Source organism: Streptomyces sp. CA2R106 (assembly GCF_037034245.1).
In the GTDB taxonomy this organism is placed as follows: Bacteria; Actinomycetota; Actinomycetes; order Streptomycetales; family Streptomycetaceae; genus Actinacidiphila.
In genome coordinates, this window is the sequence record NZ_JBAGKC010000001.1 from 422426 (window position 1) to 437724 (window position 15299).

At 73.6% G+C, this 15299-nt stretch carries 14 protein-coding genes; 8 read left to right on the top strand and 6 right to left on the bottom strand.

Going from position 1 to position 15299, the window contains the following annotated elements:
- Window positions 1–120: 120 nt before the first annotated feature.
- The gene (locus tag WA788_RS01895) at window positions 121–783 is read right to left on the bottom strand and encodes a bifunctional DNA primase/polymerase (RefSeq protein WP_335970837.1); all 663 of its coding nucleotides are present in this window, start codon (window positions 781–783) and stop codon (window positions 121–123) included.
- Window positions 784–1048: 265 nt separating this feature from the next.
- Here WA788_RS01895 and WA788_RS01900 point away from each other — a divergent pair, with 265 nt between their 5' ends.
- Both WA788_RS01900 and WA788_RS01905 read left to right on the top strand, forming a co-directional pair.
- Window positions 1049–2428: a transcriptional regulator gene (locus WA788_RS01900; protein WP_335970839.1), complete on the top strand. Its 1380-nt coding sequence runs from the start codon at window positions 1049–1051 to the stop codon at window positions 2426–2428.
- A gap of 243 nt (window positions 2429–2671) precedes the next feature.
- Window positions 2672–4195: a hypothetical protein gene (locus WA788_RS01905; protein WP_335970841.1), complete on the top strand. Its 1524-nt coding sequence runs from the start codon at window positions 2672–2674 to the stop codon at window positions 4193–4195.
- 84 nt (window positions 4196–4279) lie between these two features.
- On the opposite strand, the gene WA788_RS01910 is transcribed toward WA788_RS01905, so the two are convergent.
- On the bottom strand, window positions 4280–5557 hold the full coding sequence (locus tag WA788_RS01910) for an ABC transporter substrate-binding protein (protein ID WP_335970843.1): 1278 nt from the start codon (window positions 5555–5557) through the stop codon (window positions 4280–4282).
- A 160-nt stretch (window positions 5558–5717) separates the two neighbouring features.
- On the opposite strand from WA788_RS01910, the gene WA788_RS01915 reads away from it, so the two are divergent.
- Window positions 5718–6164, top strand: a complete 447-nt coding sequence (locus tag WA788_RS01915) for an SCO4402 family protein (RefSeq protein WP_335970844.1) — start codon at window positions 5718–5720, stop codon at window positions 6162–6164.
- Between the two features lie 153 nt (window positions 6165–6317).
- Entirely contained in the window at window positions 6318–7187 is an 870-nt protein-coding gene (gene purU, locus WA788_RS01920; RefSeq protein ID WP_335970845.1) for a formyltetrahydrofolate deformylase, read from the top strand.
- A gap of 78 nt (window positions 7188–7265) precedes the next feature.
- Here purU and WA788_RS01925 read toward each other — a convergent pair whose 3' ends face one another.
- Both WA788_RS01925 and WA788_RS01930 read right to left on the bottom strand, forming a co-directional pair.
- The gene (locus WA788_RS01925) at window positions 7266–8780 is read right to left on the bottom strand and encodes a hypothetical protein (protein ID WP_443033957.1); all 1515 of its coding nucleotides are present in this window, start codon (window positions 8778–8780) and stop codon (window positions 7266–7268) included.
- Between the two features lie 8 nt (window positions 8781–8788).
- Window positions 8789–9364 carry a sigma-70 family RNA polymerase sigma factor gene (locus tag WA788_RS01930; protein ID WP_335970848.1) on the bottom strand — a complete coding sequence of 192 codons (576 nt, stop codon included), beginning with the start codon at window positions 9362–9364 and terminating at the stop codon, window positions 8789–8791.
- Between the two features lie 349 nt (window positions 9365–9713).
- On the opposite strand from WA788_RS01930, the gene WA788_RS01935 reads away from it, so the two are divergent.
- From WA788_RS01935 to WA788_RS01945, 3 genes are all read left to right on the top strand, one after another.
- Window positions 9714–10118, top strand: coding sequence for an STAS domain-containing protein (locus WA788_RS01935; RefSeq protein ID WP_335971260.1), 405 nt, complete (start codon window positions 9714–9716; stop codon window positions 10116–10118).
- Between the two features lie 104 nt (window positions 10119–10222).
- Window positions 10223–10729 carry an O-acetyl-ADP-ribose deacetylase gene (locus tag WA788_RS01940; protein ID WP_335970849.1) on the top strand — a complete coding sequence of 169 codons (507 nt, stop codon included), beginning with the start codon at window positions 10223–10225 and terminating at the stop codon, window positions 10727–10729.
- Between the two features lie 359 nt (window positions 10730–11088).
- Window positions 11089–11505 carry an ATP-binding protein gene (locus tag WA788_RS01945; protein ID WP_335970851.1) on the top strand — a complete coding sequence of 139 codons (417 nt, stop codon included), beginning with the start codon at window positions 11089–11091 and terminating at the stop codon, window positions 11503–11505.
- 65 nt (window positions 11506–11570) lie between these two features.
- Here WA788_RS01945 and WA788_RS01950 read toward each other — a convergent pair whose 3' ends face one another.
- Window positions 11571–12602: a GlxA family transcriptional regulator gene (locus tag WA788_RS01950; protein WP_335970853.1), complete on the bottom strand. Its 1032-nt coding sequence runs from the start codon at window positions 12600–12602 to the stop codon at window positions 11571–11573.
- A gap of 71 nt (window positions 12603–12673) precedes the next feature.
- On the opposite strand from WA788_RS01950, the gene WA788_RS01955 reads away from it, so the two are divergent.
- Window positions 12674–14017 (top strand): MFS transporter, encoded by a 1344-nt coding sequence (locus WA788_RS01955; RefSeq protein WP_335970854.1) that lies wholly within the window; start codon window positions 12674–12676, stop codon window positions 14015–14017.
- Between the two features lie 101 nt (window positions 14018–14118).
- Here WA788_RS01955 and WA788_RS01960 read toward each other — a convergent pair whose 3' ends face one another.
- Window positions 14119–15288 carry a flavin-containing monooxygenase gene (locus WA788_RS01960; RefSeq protein ID WP_335970855.1) on the bottom strand — a complete coding sequence of 390 codons (1170 nt, stop codon included), beginning with the start codon at window positions 15286–15288 and terminating at the stop codon, window positions 14119–14121.
- Window positions 15289–15299 lie beyond the last annotated feature (11 nt).

The window sequence follows — 15299 nt, forward strand, 5'->3', positions numbered from 1 at the left end:
CGTGGAAGCAGCCGCGCACGCCGCGGGAAGAACCGCCCGTAGCGGGCCATTCCGTGCGGTGACCGTTCGACGTCCCGTCAGGCGGGTGACTCACGGTCATCGGCCGGGCGCCGACGCCGTTCAACGCACCGCGCGGGCCTCCGCCGCCGCGCGCCCGCACGCGTACGCCAGCGGACTCAGCAGCGCGCCGATATCCGGCAGCCACCGGTTCGCGGCCGTCGGGCGGCGCACCCACTGTGCGCGGCCGCCCCTGCCCATCCGGGTCGGCGGGGCCGCGACCCAGTCGCCCTCGCCGCGCACCGTCAGGTCGAGCGCGCCCGGCGGCCAGCCGAGGGCGGCCAGCAGTCCGGGCGCCTTCGCGCGCGCCCCGGGCAGCACGAAGAACGCCATCCGCCCGGTCGGCGCGGCGATCACCGGGCCGAGATCCACGTCCATCCGCTCGGTCCTGGCCAGCGCGTGGCAGCCCGCGCTCTCCGGCACCTCCAGCACGTCGAAACCGCGGCCGGTGGCCAGCAGCACCGACGCGCGGGGCTGCCGGTCCCACATCCGGCGCACCTCCGAGGCACTGCCGCTCGCCCGGACCGCCCAGTCCGCCCGGGCCGGGTGCGCGCCCGGGGAGGGGCACGCCGCCGAGGCACACGAACAGCGCGGTGCGCCCCCCGCGTCGGCCTCCAGCCACGTGCCGGGCAGTACCTCCCAGTGCCGCCACCGCGCGTACGAGACCGCCGCGTCGAGCAGGTGCGTGCCGCTGAGCTGGCCCGGCAGCGGGAGGGCGTCGTCCACGCGCTGCACAACTGCCCCGCGGGGCCGCGGTTACGGGGCACCGGCCGTGGCTCACCGCCGGGCGCACGGAAGCATCCGCGGGGGCGCGTACGGGCGCCCCGGGCCGGAACCGGGTATCAAACGAAGGAGCACCGGCCGACCGCGGGCACACCCCGGCCCGGCCCGGCGCCACGAGCCGGCCGAAACGGGTGAATTGCCGCCAATGCGGGGTTCATCGGCGGAGGTTGGGGAAGAAACACTCACTAAGGACGACAAGGGGGGATCGATGGCCGCACGACCACTCGTGGCGCGGCAGCCGAACGAGAGGCTCCAGGCACTGATCCAGGAGGCCGGCTGCTCCAACGCCGGCCTGGCGCGCAGGGTGAACATGTGCGGGGCCGAACACGGCCTCGACCTGCGGTACGACAAGACGTCCGTGGCCCGCTGGCTGCGCGGCCAGCAGCCGCGCGGACGCGCCCCGGGCATCGTCGCGGAGGCGCTCGGCCGCAAGCTCGGCCGCGCGGTCTCCATCGAAGAGATCGGCATGGCCAACGGGCGGAACCTCGCCACCGGCATCGGCCTGCACTTCGCCCCCACCGTGCTCGGCGCGATCGAGCAGGTCTGCGAGCTGTGGCGCAGCGACGTCGGCCGGCGCGACTTCCTCACCGGCTCCACCGTCGCCGCCTCCGCGCTCGTCGAGCCCAGCCGGGACTGGCTGATCACCCGCCCCGACCAGGGCGTGGCGCGCAACGGCGGGGCCCGCGTGGGCATGTCGGACGTCGAGGCGGTCAAGGCGACCACCCAGGCACTCACCGACCTCGACCACCGCTTCGGCAGCGGCCACGTCCGCCCGGTGGTCGTGCACTACCTCAACAGCGTGGTCTCCGGGCTGCTCGCCGGCAGCTACCGCGAGTCGGTGGGGCGCGAACTGTTCTCCGCCGTCGCCCGGTTGACGGAACTGGCCGGCTACATGGCGGTCGACACCGGCCAACCCGGCCTCGCCCAGCGGTATTACATCCAGGCGCTGCGGCTGGCCCAGGCGGCCGGCGACCGTGCGTACGGCGGGTACATCCTGGCCGCGAGCATGAGCCACCTCGCCGCCTCGCTCGGCAACCCCCGCGAGATCGCCCAACTCGCCCGCGCCGCCCAGGAAGGCGCCCGCGGCCAGGTCACCGCCACCGCCGAGGCGATGTTCCACGCCGCCGAGGCACGCGGCCACGCCCTGCTCGGGGACGCCCGCACCTTCGCCACCGTCGCCGGGCTCGCACTGGAGGCCATGGACCGCTCCGACCCGGACCAGGACCCGGCGTGGATCGCGCACTTCGACCGCGCCTATCTGGCCGACGAGTTGGCGCACTGCCACCGCGACCTCGGCCAGGCCGACGCGGCCGCCCGCCGCGCGCAGGAGGCGCTGGCCGCCCACCCGGCCGGCCGGGCCCGCCGCCGCGCCATCGACCTGCTGCTGCTCGCCGACACGCAGGTACAGCAGCGCGAACTGGACGCGGCCTGCCACACCGGGGAGCAGGCCGTCACCCTGCTCTCGGGCCTGCGCTCCAACCGCGGCGCGGAGTACCTGGACGACTTCCGCCGCCGGCTGGAGCCCTTCGCCGCCGAACCGGTGGTGCGCGCCTTCCACGCCCGGCTGGACGAACTGGAGGCGGCCTGAAGGTGAAATAGCGGCACCGCCGGCCGGTGTGCACCGAATCGTTACCGGACCGACACCCCGGGCCCACACGTCGGCCAAAGCGCTGCGCAGGCCCGCCCGGGCCGACCGCGGCGCCGCCGGCCGCCCGCCCGCCCAAGTGTGAGGTGACGCTCACCCGTTCGGGTGCGTGGGCGGCACCTGGCGGGACCCGGTAGCGTGGGCCGACGGTTTGCACGGTAGGCCAGAGTCAGGAGTGGGGCGGCGATGCACAGCAGCGGACGCGGCGAGGATTCGCCCGAAGCGTACCGGGGCGTCGTACTCCCCGCGGGCCGGCAGCAGCCGCCGCTGTCGTACGGCGAGCACGTCCAGCCGGCCGGCGGCACCCCGTGGGGCGCGCCCGACGGCCAAGGCGCGGTCCCGCCCGGCGCGGTGGAGCCGGCCGACGCGACGCAGATGCTGCCGCCGTACCCGGGCGGCGACCCGCAAGGCCCGCACGCCCCGCACGGCCTGCCTCCGGCCGGTCCCGGCCCGATGCCGCTGCCCGCGGCCCCGGGCGCCCCCGAACCGGCGGACGCGACGCAGATGCTGCCGCCCTACCCCGGCGGCGACCCCGTACCGCAGATGCCGCCGATGCCGCCCCAGGCACCTCCGGCGCACCAGCCGCACCAGCCGCAGCACCAGGCCCCGCCGGCCGCGCACATAGCCGACCCCGGCGCGGCCGACGCGACCCAGGCACTGCCTTTCTTCCAGGACCACCAGGACCCCCAAGGCCCCCAGGGCCAGGGCGGTTACGACCAGCAGGGGTACGGCCAGGCGCCGTACGGGCAGCCCGCCGGTTACGACCAGTACCCGGCCGCCGGCGGCCCCTCGTATGGCGGCCAGGAGCAGCCCCCCGTCCAGTACGGCGGGTTCGAGGAGGAGCCGCCCGCGTCCGGCCCCGGGCACGACAGCGACTACGACCACCTCTTCCGCAACGACGTGCCGAGCCCGGCGCCCATGCGGCCGCGCATCATCCAGCCGCCGGACCGCGGCCAGCCCGCCCGCCCCGGCTACCCGCAGGGCCCCGCCGGCGGCCCGCAGGACCCCGGTTACGGCGCCGAGCGCGGCTACGGCTACGACGACGGCGGCCGCAAGCGGGGCCTGTCGCCCAAGGCGCTGATCGGCATCGTGGTCGCCGGGTGCGTGGTGGCCGGCCTGGTGGTCGGCGCGCTGCTCAGCTCCGGCGGGGGCGGCGGCAACACCGGCACCGTGGCCGACTCCTCCAGCGCCACGCCGCAGGCCGGCACCTCCGCGGACGCCCAGCCCGGCGCCACCGACACCGTGGACGCCGTCGCCAAGCAGCAGGCGTCCGCGCTGGACTCCCTGCTGAGCACCAGCGACGCCAGCCGCAGCTCCGTGGTGAGCGCGGTCGCGTCGATCCGCGGGTGCAGCGATCTGTCCGGTGCCGCGAGCGACCTGAACACCGCAGCCACCAAGCGCAAGGCCCTGGTCACCCAGCTCGGCAAGCTCCAACTGGACAAGCTCGCCGACCACGAGGCGCTGAGCACCGCGCTGACCAAGGCGTGGCAGGCGTCCTCCGCCGCTGACACCCACTACGCGAACTGGGCCGGCCAGGCGCAGAAGAACAAGAAGGTCTGCCACGGCGGCCACGCCAAGAACACCACGGAGACCTCCGCCGGCGACCGCGAGAGCGGCACCGCGACCGCCGAGAAGAAGAAGGCGGTCAAGCTGTGGAACGCGATCGCCCAGAAGTACGGCCTCACCCAGCGGCAGTACACCCAGCTCTGACGGCTCTGGTGGCTCTGACGGCTCTGACGGCTTTGACGGCTTTGACAGGCGCTGATCGCGTAGGCCGCCCGGGGGCGGACCGCCTCAGTCGCCGTCGCGCGGCAGCGGGGCGTACGACGACGGCTTGAGCGTCTTGGTGACGTTCACGAAGCCCGACTGCGCCTGCACCAGGCGGCCTTGGCGGACCTGCTGGTAGACGATGTCCGCGTTGACCATCCTCGGGTGGTCGGGGACGCCCAGCAGGTCGGCGTCGGTCCAGCCGAGGTCGGGGGTCAGGCCGCCGGTCGACAGCTTCGTGGTGGCGTCCATCGCCCGCCGTACGCTCGCCGCGTCGATCTTCGTGCCGTCGTCCATCGCGCGCACCACCTTGGTGAAGACCTGGTAGGCGATCCACGTGGTCTGCACCCCGGGGTCGGCGACGTCGATCGTGTCGTCGCCGAAGGCGTACTTGGTGATCACCGACTTCATCTCGTCCCACTTCGGGTCGGACGCCGGCGGGTACCAGTCGGCGATCTTCGCGCCCTCCAGCGGGCTCTTGGCGCCGCCGCTGGCGTCCACCACCGACTGCTGCACGCTGCCGATCACCGAGGACAGCTGCACCTTCGGCTGCTCGTCGCCGACCCGGCGCAGGGAGTCGAAGAAGGTGCTGGTGTGGTCGCCGAGGACCGCGGACACGCAGGTGGTCGCCTTGTCGTCGCCGACCGCCTCGGTGGCGGCGTCGGTGTAGTCGGTCGAGGTGTCCTTGGCGAGGATGTCCTCGACCGGTTTCCTGCCGCCGGCCCCGAGCCCCTGGTCGAGGAAGATCGGGAACTGGTCGCCGGTGATCGAGTCCGGCCGTACCAGGGCGACCTTCTTGCAGGTCTGCGCGAGTTGCAGCCCGCTGCCGGCCAGCAGCGCGGGCAGCCCGCCGTTGACCGGGTAGGACATCAGGCTCTGGTACTCGTCCTCGGTGATCCCGTAGCCGCCGATGTAGGGGATGTCGTCGCCCTCCAGCGCCGAGACGAAGCTGCTGCCCTCCTCGCTGTACGACCCGACGACGGCGACCGCGCCCGCGTCTGCGGCCTTCTTCTCGCAGTCGGTGACGGCGACCGCGTCGTTGCGCTCGTTGCAGGTGAGCACCTTCAACTTGCGGCCGTGCAGCCCGCCCTGGTCGTTGACGTAGGTCTCGACCGCCTTGGCTATGCCCAGCATGCCCGGCATGTTCGTGGCACTGGTGCCCACCGGCGCCCATGTCATCACCACGATCGGGCCCGATGAGCCACCCGAGCCGCCTGGGATGACGCCGCACCCGCTGACCAGCGCGGACACGGCGAGCAGCGGGACGGCGGCACGTCGCAGCGCGCCCGAGCGGCGGTCAGTCATATCAGGAGAAGATTCCGCTTCCGTCCCAACTCGGGGGTGCCCGGATGCCAATGAGCGGCCACTTTCAGGTGAATTACAGGTGTCGCCGGCCGGGTGCGTACGATCGTGCGCTGTGCAAGGTTCGGAGAAGTCTTCCCGTCGTGCCCGTCACTCCTCCACGATGGGTGGCATGCCCCTCAACGACATGCCGTGGTGGCGCTGGCGCAGCAATGTGCGCTCGGCGCTGCACATGATCAGCGACCCCGTCTTCCAGATGGAGGTGTGGCGGACCGGACGCGAGGGATACGGCGATGTCACCGACGCCGTCTACCGCCTGGTCGAGGACACCTGGCTGGACAACTGGTCCGCCGAGAAGTACGTGGGCACCATCTTCCGCGACGCGCAGGAGGCCGCGCTCGTGGACGTCGCGGTGCTGCGGGTGCTGAAGATCCTGCACCAGGTGGGCGCCGACGCCCCCGCGGTCGCCTACCTCGACCACCCGGCGTGGCCGGAGGCGGTCACCGCCGCCCGCGAGGCGCACGTGCGGATGGCGTCGTCCGACGGCGAGGACCCGGACGCCCCGCCGCGCACGCTGGAGATCCTGGCGATCTACAACCGGACGGCGTGACGGCCCCTCGCGGGATCGGCCCCCGGGGACTGTCCTCCGGGGATCGGCCGCCTGGGATCTTCCTCCGGGGATCGGCCTCGGGTGGTCGGCGTGATCAGGTCCGTGTGCCGGACAACGGCTCCGCCGGGCGCCGCGCTGTGCCAGGCTGGCGGCGTGAACGAACAGCAGTCGCAGCCGCCGCAGTACGTCCTCACGCTGTCGTGCCCCGACAAGCAGGGCATCGTGCACGCGGTCTCCAGCTACCTCTTCATGACCGGTTGCAACATCGTCGACAGCCAGCAGTTCGGCGACCAGGGCACCGGGCTGTTCTTCATGCGCGTGCACTTCTCCGCCGAGCCCGAGGTGACCGCCGACAAGCTGCGGGCGAGCTTCGCGGCGGTGGGTGACGCCTACCACATGGACTGGCACATCGACCCCTCCGCGGAGCGGATGCGGATCGTGCTCATGGTGAGCAGGTTCGGGCACTGCCTCAACGACCTCCTCTTCCGCGCCAGTACCGACGCGGTCCCGGTCGAGGTCGCCGCGGTGGTCTCCAACCACACCGACTTCCGCGCCCTCGCCGAGTCCTACGGCGTCCCCTTCCACCACATCCCCGTCACCAAGGACACCAAGGCCGAGGCCGAAGCGCGGCTGCTGGAGATCGTGGCGGCGGAGGGCGTCGAACTGGTCGTCCTCGCCCGCTACATGCAGGTCCTCTCCGACGACCTGTGCCGGCGGCTGTCCGGGCGGATCATCAACATCCACCACTCCTTCCTGCCGAGCTTCAAGGGTGCCAAGCCCTACCACCAGGCCCACGACCGCGGGGTGAAGCTGATCGGCGCGACCGCGCACTACGTGACCGCCGACCTCGACGAGGGTCCGATCATCGAGCAGGAGGTCGAGCGGGTCGGCCACGAGGTCACGCCGGAGCAGCTGGTGGCGATCGGCCGGGACGTGGAGTGCCAGGCGCTGGCCCGCGCGGTGAAGTGGCACAGCGAGCACCGGGTGCTGCTCAACGGCCGCCGGACCGTGGTGTTCGCGTAGCGGGAGCGGCCAGGAGGACACGAGGAGCTGAGATCATGTCCTCCTGAGGACCTGAGGACCTGAGGACTTCGGGCCGCCCTACATCCGGGACAGCGAGGCCGTCGCGTACAGCACGTCCCGGACGGCCGCGCGGTCACCGGCTGAGCCCGCCGCCACATCCTCGGGCACCACATGCCCCGTGGCGAGCCGGCAGAACTCCTGGTTGTCCATGACCACGTGCGCCACCTGGTGGTCGGCCGAGGGGACCGCGCCGGGCGAGTCGAGCGCCAGCAGCCATTCACCGCCGCCCTCGCCCTCGATCTCCAGCTTCAGCGAACGCCCGGGTGAGCCCGCGGCGACCAGCCGGGACGGCGAGGTGGCCAGCCCGGCTCTGCGCCGCGCGGCGAGCACATCCGGCAGCTTGTCCGCGGTCAGCCGGATGATCCGCCGCAGATGGCTGCCGGCGGGCGGGCCGTAGGGGTAGTCGACCGCCTCGGCGATGTCCGCGGCGTGCGTCCAGCACGCGAAGGCGCGGTCGACGAAGGCGTCCTGGAAGGGCAGCTCGAAGTCGCCGTAGTCCACCGGCAGACCGGCGACCCCTTCGCCGGCGAAGGCGACCGTGCGCACCAGGCGGTGGCTCTGCTCGCGCCAGAGCAGGCGCAGTGTCGCACCCGGCAGGTGCCGGTGGGCGGCCCAGTGCGCGTCGGTGCGCTCGACGGGCGAGCGGGGCAGCTCGACCTCCTCGGCGGCGCCGTCCAGGCGCACCGGGCGCGGGCGGTCCAGGCCGTACCGCTCGGTGGCGTCCTCGGCGGCGGTGTCGACGCCCTGCTGCGGCAGCCCGAGGGCGCGGCCGACCAGCCCGTCCACGGCGATCAGGTGCGCGATGACCTGCCCGACGGTGAACTGCCGGGTCACCGGGGCGCCGTCGAACCACTGCAACCGCACCGGCTCGGTCCAGTAGCCGTCGCCCAGGTCGCGCAGCAAGGCGTCGAGCCGGGCGGTCTCCGCGTCATAGGGCCCGGCCCACTCCGGCACCGGGATACGCGCCGGGCGCCGCCCCAGGCACCCTTCGAGCACCCGGGCCCGCAGCAGCGGGTCGAGGTCCAGCGACTCGTCCTGGTGCAGCAGCCCGACCGCGTTCCGCAGCCGCAGCGCCTCCTCGGCGCAGGCCGCGCAGTCCGTCAGGTGCACCTCGACCGCGAGGGTCTCGTCGCGCGAGCAGGCGGCCAGGGCCCAGGCGCCGAGCAGTGACTTGAGGGTGCCGTGGTCGTACGGCTGCGGCATGCGGACGCTGGTCATGGACGAGGCCGTTCCGGGGCTGACACGTGGGAGAGGGAGTTCGGCCGGGGCGGCCGGCGCGTCGGGCGGCTCGGAGACCTCCGGGGATTCGGCCGGCAGCGCCGAACCGCAGGAGGGGAGCACGGCCTCGGCCTCGGCGGAGCCCCCGGCGGCGGCCTCGGCGGTGGAGTCGGCCGGCTGCCGCCCGTAGGACAGGCCGCGTCGGGGGTCCTGCTGTTCGCGCTGGGCAGGGACTCGGGGGAGGCGCTCATCGCCGCCCGAGCCGTTGCCGTCGCGGGCGTCGTCGTCGGGCGGCCCGTCGCCGTCGCGGTACATCGGCCCGCTCACCGATCGCCCCGCGCGCCGTCCGCGTCGAACGGCGGCTCGGGCGGGTTCTCGGGCTCCATCGCGGTGGACAGCAGTTGGAGGCCGAGCCGCAGCCGCCGGCGCGCCTCGTCCTCGCTCACCCCGAGGTCGGCCGCCGCGGCGCGGTAGTCCAGCCGCTCCCGGTAGGCGAGTTCGAGCGCCGTACGCAGCGGGGCGGGCATCGACGTCACGATGAAGTCGGCGCGGGCCGCGGTGTTCGCCTCGCGCACGCGCGCTTCCACCACATCGGGGTTGGCGCTGCCGCCGTGCTCGTACTGCCGCAGTCGGTGCACCGCGTGGCGCTGGGTGAGCGCCGCGATCCAGGACCGCAGCGACCCGTACCGCGGTTCGTAGGCGTCCGGGTTCTCCCAGACGTACCCGAACACCTCGCGGGTGATCTGGTCCGCGGCCCGGTCGTCGTCGGTCACCCGGTGCGCGAGTCCGTGGACGAGGGAGGCGTAGCGGTCGTACAGCTCACCGAGCGCCGCCTCCTCGCCCCGCGCCAGCCGCTGCTGCATCTTGCGGTCCCAGCGCGGCGGTGCGGGTGTCGCCATGCCCTGGCCCCCTTGCTCCGTCCGGCCCGTACGCTGCCTGCTCTGCCCTGTCTCGCTCTGTCCGGTCCTGCTCGGTCGTGCCCGGCCTGCCCGGGCCGTGCTCGGCCCGGCTCCGCGCCGTCGTGCGCCGTATCCACGGCGGGGCGCGGGCACCTGCCGGTCCGACGTTACCCGGCACCCGGGAGGGTGTACGCGGCTTTGCACCAACCTGACACCGGATGTGACCGCTCCTGTCCGTCTGTTATCCGGGTGTGACCAGAAGATTGCGGGGTCACGACCGGGAGCGGGCATAGGGTCGTAGGACGGGAGAATCCGAGTCGACGGCGAGGCGAGGTGGGTACCGGTGCTGGTGACCCAGGCCGAGCGGGACGGCTGGGCGGTGGTCACGGTCGCGGGGGAGATGGACCTGACCTCGTCGCCCGCGGTCCGGCAGAAGGTGCACGAGGCGGTCGCCGACGGCCGGCGCAGTCTGGTGCTGGACCTCGCCGGCGTACGCTTCTGCGACTCCAGCGGGGTGGGCGTGCTGATCGGCGCCCGCCGGCTCATGCGGTCGTGCGCGGGCCGGCTGCGGATCGTGCTGCCGCAGGAGGGTGCCCAGCCCGGACCGGCGGGCGGGGCCGAGGCCGCCGCCGGCCACGGTGGGGAGGCGCACGTCAACCGGGTGCTGGCCGCGCTCGGCGTACGGCGGCTTTTCGAGGTCTACCCGGACCTGGACGCGGCGACCGACGACACCGCCCGGCCGCTGTCCGCCTGAACCGGAATCGGCCCTGAACCGGGCCGGACCCTGAACCGGGCCTGGGCGCCGGAGCGGCGGGAAAACCGGTGCACCCGCGGCGCGGGGTGCCCGAGGATGGGCCCATGACCCGACTCACCTTCGTACGCGGCGACATCACCGAGGCGCCGGTCGACGCGGTGGTCAACGCCGCGAACTCCTCCCTGCTCGGCGGTGGCGGCGTGGACGGCGCCATCCACCGCAAAGGCGGGACCGAGATCCTGGCCGCCTGCCGCGACCTGCGGGCGTCGCGCTACGGCCGCGGCCTGCCCACCGGCCAGGCCGTCGCGACCACCGCCGGCCGGCTGCCCGCGCGCTGGGTCATCCACACCGTCGGGCCGGTCTGGCAGCCGGACGAGGACCGCTCCGGACTCCTCGCCTCCTGCTACCGGGAGTCGCTGCGCGTGGCCGACGAACTCGGCGCCGCCACCATCGCCTTCCCCGCCATCTCCACCGGGGTCTACGGCTGGCCGATCGACGACGGCGCCCGCATCGCCGTACAGACCGTGCGCGCGACACCCACCTCCGTCACCGAGGTGCGCTTCACCCTCTTCAGCGAAGTCGCTTACGAGGCATTTGTCACTTATGAGTAGTGCATGGGCGAGGCTGGGGCGGTGATCACGGAGCGTCCGCGGCGGGTTGTGTCCGATGCGTGACTTGTCAGGCGGTGGAGTCCGGGTGGTCCTCGGGTAACCTCCATCGGGTGCGCGTACGTTCCAGGCTTCCGCAGGAGGCTGCTCCGACCATCCGGAGCGGTGACGTGCCTGGCTGCGCGTCTCCCGGCCGGGGTCGGGGCGCAGTATGCGGTACGTCGGCCCTCCCGCGGGTGAATATGCCCGAAGCGCTTGTCGGTCAACCGGTCATCCGGCCAAGCTTGGTGACGCCTGTGTCACATACGGTGACGGCAGGCAGGCGCGAGGCGTCGGGTCAGCCGGTTCGGATGGTGTGAGCAGTGCAGATGCTTCAGATGCAACTGGAGGTCGGGGTCGACCCGGCGGAGGTCGGGCGCGCCCGGCGCTGGGCGCGGTCGCGACTGGTGGGCTCCGGGATAGGAGCCGACGAACCGGTCGCCGAGACGCTGCTCCTGCTCATCTCCGAACTCGTCACCAACGCCGTGGTCCACACCGGCTGCCCGGCGGTGCTGCGCATGCTCTTCCCAACCGCGCCCGCCGCCCCGGTACGGGTCGAGGTCGCCGACGCCAGTGTCCTTCCGCCCGCCCCGCGCCACGCCGACCGTGACGAGACCGGCGGCCGCGGCCTCGAACTCGTCGACGGCCTCGCCGACCGCTGGGGCTGGCACCCCGAAGGCGCGGGCAAGCAGATCTGGTGCGAGGTCGACCGCTCCACCGCCGGCGCGCTCCTCACCTGACCTGGCTCGCCCCGCCCCGCCCCACCCCGCTCCTCCACACCAACCGCCCGGCCCCAGACCGCCCTTCAGCCGCGCGACGCCGCCCGGAACGTGCGCCGGTACGCCGTCGGGGACACCCCCAGCGCACTGTGGATGTGCTGCCGCAGCGACGCCCCGGTGCCGAACCCCGCCTGCCGCGCCACCTGGTCCACCCCGAGGTCGGTCGACTCCAGCAACTGCCGCGCCATCTCGATCCGCTGCTGCGTCAGCCACTGCCCCGGGCTCATCCCCACCTCCTCCCGGAACCGCCGCGTGAACGTCCGCACGCTCATCGCCTCCCGCTCCGCGAGCTGCCGCAACGTCACCGGCTCCGCCAGCCGCTCCAGCGCCCACACCCTGGCCCGCTCGGTGCCCGCCAACTGCGGCTCGGGCAGCGGCCGCCGCACGTACTGCGCCTGACCGCCCTCCCGGTGCGGCGGCACCACGGTCCGCCGGGCCACCCCGTTCGCCACCGCGCTGCCGAAGTCCCGCCGAACGATGTGCAGGCACAGGTCGATCCCGGCCGCCACCCCCGCCGACGTGAGCACGTCGCCGTCGTCCACGTACAGCACGTCCGGGTCCACCCGCACCCGGGGGAAGAGCCGTTGGAAGTGGGCCGCGCTGCTCCAGTGCGTGGTCGCCGGCCGCCCGTCCAGCAGCCCCGCCGCCGCCAGCAGGAACGATCCCGTGCAGATCGACACCACCCGCGCGCCCGGCCGGATCGCGTCGAACGCCGCCACCAGCTCGTCGCCGAGCCGACCCTCCTCGTAGACCTCGCCCCACTCGTGCGACGCGGGCACCACCACCGTGTCCGCCTCGGCCAGCGCCTCAACGCCGTGCTCGACGGTGATCGCGAAGTCCGCGTCCGTCCGCACCGCGCCCGGACGCACGCTGCACGTCACCACCTCGTACAGCCCCGCGCGGCCCGGGTCCTGCTCCGGACGCCTCGCGGCCCCGAAGATCCGCAGCGGGATGCCGAGTTCGAACGGGATCACGCCGTCGAGCACGAACACCGCCACCCGGTGCCGCCCGCTGTCCCCGAAGACCCGCGCCCGCCCCGGCGCCGGAGATATCGCCATGGCCCGATCCTTTCACACCATGGCCCTCGGGCCACTCGTCGCCGGGGAACGCGCCTTCGACACTGAGCAACGTGACGCAGACATCCCGCACTTCCGCGACCGTGGCAGCGACCACGGCACCCGCCCCGCCCGCAGGCGGCGCCGGACCGCGCCGCCGCGCCCGCCCGCACCGTGCCTGGACCGTCGCCGCCGTCACCTTCGTGACCATCGTCGGCTCCGCCGCGTTCGCCTCCCTTCCCGGACTCCTGATCGACCCGCTGCACAGCGAGTTCGGCTGGTCGCGCGCCACGATCGGCTTCGCGGTCTCCGTCAACCTCGCGCTGTACGGGCTGACGGCGCCGTTCGCCGCCGCGCTGATGGACCGCTTCGGCATCCGGCGCGTCGTCGCCTGCGCGCTGCTGACGATCGCGCTCGGTGCCGGACTCACCATCTCGATGACCCAGGCATGGCAACTGGTGCTGTGCTGGGGCGTCCTGGTGGGCCTGGGCAGCGGTTCGATGGCGCTCGCGTTCGCCGCGACCGTCGCCAACCGCTGGTTCGTCGCCCGCCGGGGTCTGGTCACCGGCATCCTCACGGCCGGCGGCGCGGCCGGCCAACTGGTCTTCCTCCCTCTCCTGTCGTGGATCACCGAGCACCACGGCTGGCGTCCCGCCGCCGCGACGGTCTGCCTCGCGGCGCTCGCCGTCGTGCCCTTCGTCTGGCTGCTGCTGCGCGACCACCCCGCCGACGCGGGCGTGGCTCCGTACGGCGCGGCGGAGTTCGTCCCCAAACCCGCACCGGTCACCGGGGCGGCCGGGCGTGCGCTGCGGGCCCTTCTCCACGCGGCACGCGGCGGTACCTTCTGGCTGCTGGCCGGCAGCTTCGCGATCTGCGGTGCGTCGACCAACGGCCTGGTGAAGACCGACTTCGTGCCCGCCGCGCACGACCACGGGCTGCCCGTGACGACCGCGGCGTCCCTGCTCGCCGTCATCGGGATGTTCGACATCGCGGGCACGGTGGCCTCCGGATGGCTCACCGACCGTCTGTCGCCGAGGCGGCTGCTCGCGATCTACTACGGACTTCGCGGACTGTCGCTGATGTTCCTCCCCATGCTGTTCTCGGACACCATCCATCCCTCGATGGTGCTGTTCATCGTCTTCTACGGCCTGGACTGGGTGGCGACGGTGCCGCCGACGGTCGCGCTGTGCCGTGAGCACTACGGCGAGAACAGCGCGATCGTCTTCGGCTGGGTGCTCGCGGCGCACCAGATCGGTGCGGCCCTGGTCGCCTACCTCGGCGGGGTGGCGCGTGACGCGCTCGGCTCCTACGACGTCGTCTGGTACACCTCCGGTGCGTTGTGCGCGGTGGCCGCGCTGATGTCCCTGGTCGTCCGCCACCGGCCGGTCGCCGCGCCCGTGGTGGCGGTTACTGTGTGAACGCCCCGAATTTCAGTTCTAGTTCCGATTCGTGCCGAGTTAACCCGCTTGGCCGAACGCCGTGCGCGGGGCCTGCCCGGCGCGGGCCGCGCACACCCCGCTTACCGCGCGCGTGCGGCCGCGCGCGCGATACGGCGGGCGTCGATCGCCATCTCCCGGAACATCCCGCTGATCGGATTGGTGAACCCGGTGAAGTACAGCCCGGGCGCGTTCGCGGGCGTCCTGGCCCCGTGCACCACCGGACGGCCGCGGCCGTCGAGCACGCCGAGGTGGCCCACGAGCGGTTCGAGGCCCCGCCGGTAGCCGGTCGCGGCGATCACGGCCTCCGGCTCGATCCCGGAGCCGTCGGCGAGCTTCACCGTCCCGCCGTCGAACTCGGCGACGGCCGCGACGGGTTCGACCCGGCGCGATCGGACCGCCGCGATCAGGCCGACGTCCTGCACCGGGATGGAGCCCTCGCGCACCCGCGAGTACAGCCCGGTCACGGGTCGGGGCAGACCGTACGCCGACAGGTCGGGGACGCCGGCCTTCGCGACGTACGGCGCGAGGCGGTCCACCAGCCGCGTCGGCAGCCGCCGGCAGACGATGCCGCTGGCCTGCGCGGGCCAGCCGAACGTGGAGCGGCGCAGGATGTGCGGCACCGTCCGCACCGCCAGCCGCACCCGCCCTGCCCCGCCCTCCGCCAGGTCGACGGCGATCTCCGCGCCGGTGTTGCCCACGCCGACCACGAGCACGTCCCGCCCGGTGTAGGGGGCGGCGTTGCGATAGCGGGAGGCGTGCAGAAGATCACCGGGGAAGGTGTTCCGTCCCGGCCAGTCGGGTATGTACGGACTGTGGTTGTGGCCCGTCGCCACCACGACCACCGCCGAGGACAGGACGCGGCCCCCGGTCGCGGGCAGTTCCCAGCCCCCGTTCTTGCGCACCACGCGGCCGACTTCGATACCGGTCGCGATCTCGAGTTCGTGGTGTTCCGCGTAGGACTCGAGGTAGCGCACCACGTCGTCGCGGCTCACCCAGCGGCCGTAGCGGCGCGGGATGGGCAGCCCCGGCAGAGCGGACAGCCGCCGTGTGGTGTGCAGGTGCAGCCGGTCGTAGTGGCCGCGCCAGGACGCCCCCACCTGTTCCGCGCGCTCCACCACGAGCGGCCGCAGCCCCTGCTGACGCATGGCCGCGGCCGCGGCCAGTCCGCCGGGTCCGGCGCCGATGACGATCGCGTCGGGTGCGGCGGTGGGTGGGGGGACCCGGTCGGTGGCGGTCGTGGGGTCGGCCATGGGGGCACTCC

Bases quoted from the DNA above. Each gene is read 5' to 3' on its own strand.
- WA788_RS01900 (WP_335970839.1), top strand. From the start codon at position 1,049: ATGGCCGCACGACCACTCGTGGCGCGGCAGCCGAACGAGAGGCTCCAG.
- WA788_RS01905 (WP_335970841.1), top strand. From the start codon at position 2,672: ATGCACAGCAGCGGACGCGGCGAGGATTCGCCCGAAGCGTACCGGGGC.
- WA788_RS01910 (WP_335970843.1), bottom strand. From the start codon at position 5,557: ATGACTGACCGCCGCTCGGGCGCGCTGCGACGTGCCGCCGTCCCGCTG.
- WA788_RS01915 (WP_335970844.1), top strand. From the start codon at position 5,718: ATGGGTGGCATGCCCCTCAACGACATGCCGTGGTGGCGCTGGCGCAGC.
- WA788_RS01925 (WP_443033957.1), bottom strand. From the start codon at position 8,780: ATGTACCGCGACGGCGACGGGCCGCCCGACGACGACGCCCGCGACGGC.
- WA788_RS01930 (WP_335970848.1), bottom strand. From the start codon at position 9,364: ATGGCGACACCCGCACCGCCGCGCTGGGACCGCAAGATGCAGCAGCGG.
- WA788_RS01940 (WP_335970849.1), top strand. From the start codon at position 10,223: ATGACCCGACTCACCTTCGTACGCGGCGACATCACCGAGGCGCCGGTC.
- WA788_RS01950 (WP_335970853.1), bottom strand. From the start codon at position 12,602: ATGGCGATATCTCCGGCGCCGGGGCGGGCGCGGGTCTTCGGGGACAGC.
- WA788_RS01960 (WP_335970855.1), bottom strand. From the start codon at position 15,288: ATGGCCGACCCCACGACCGCCACCGACCGGGTCCCCCCACCCACCGCC.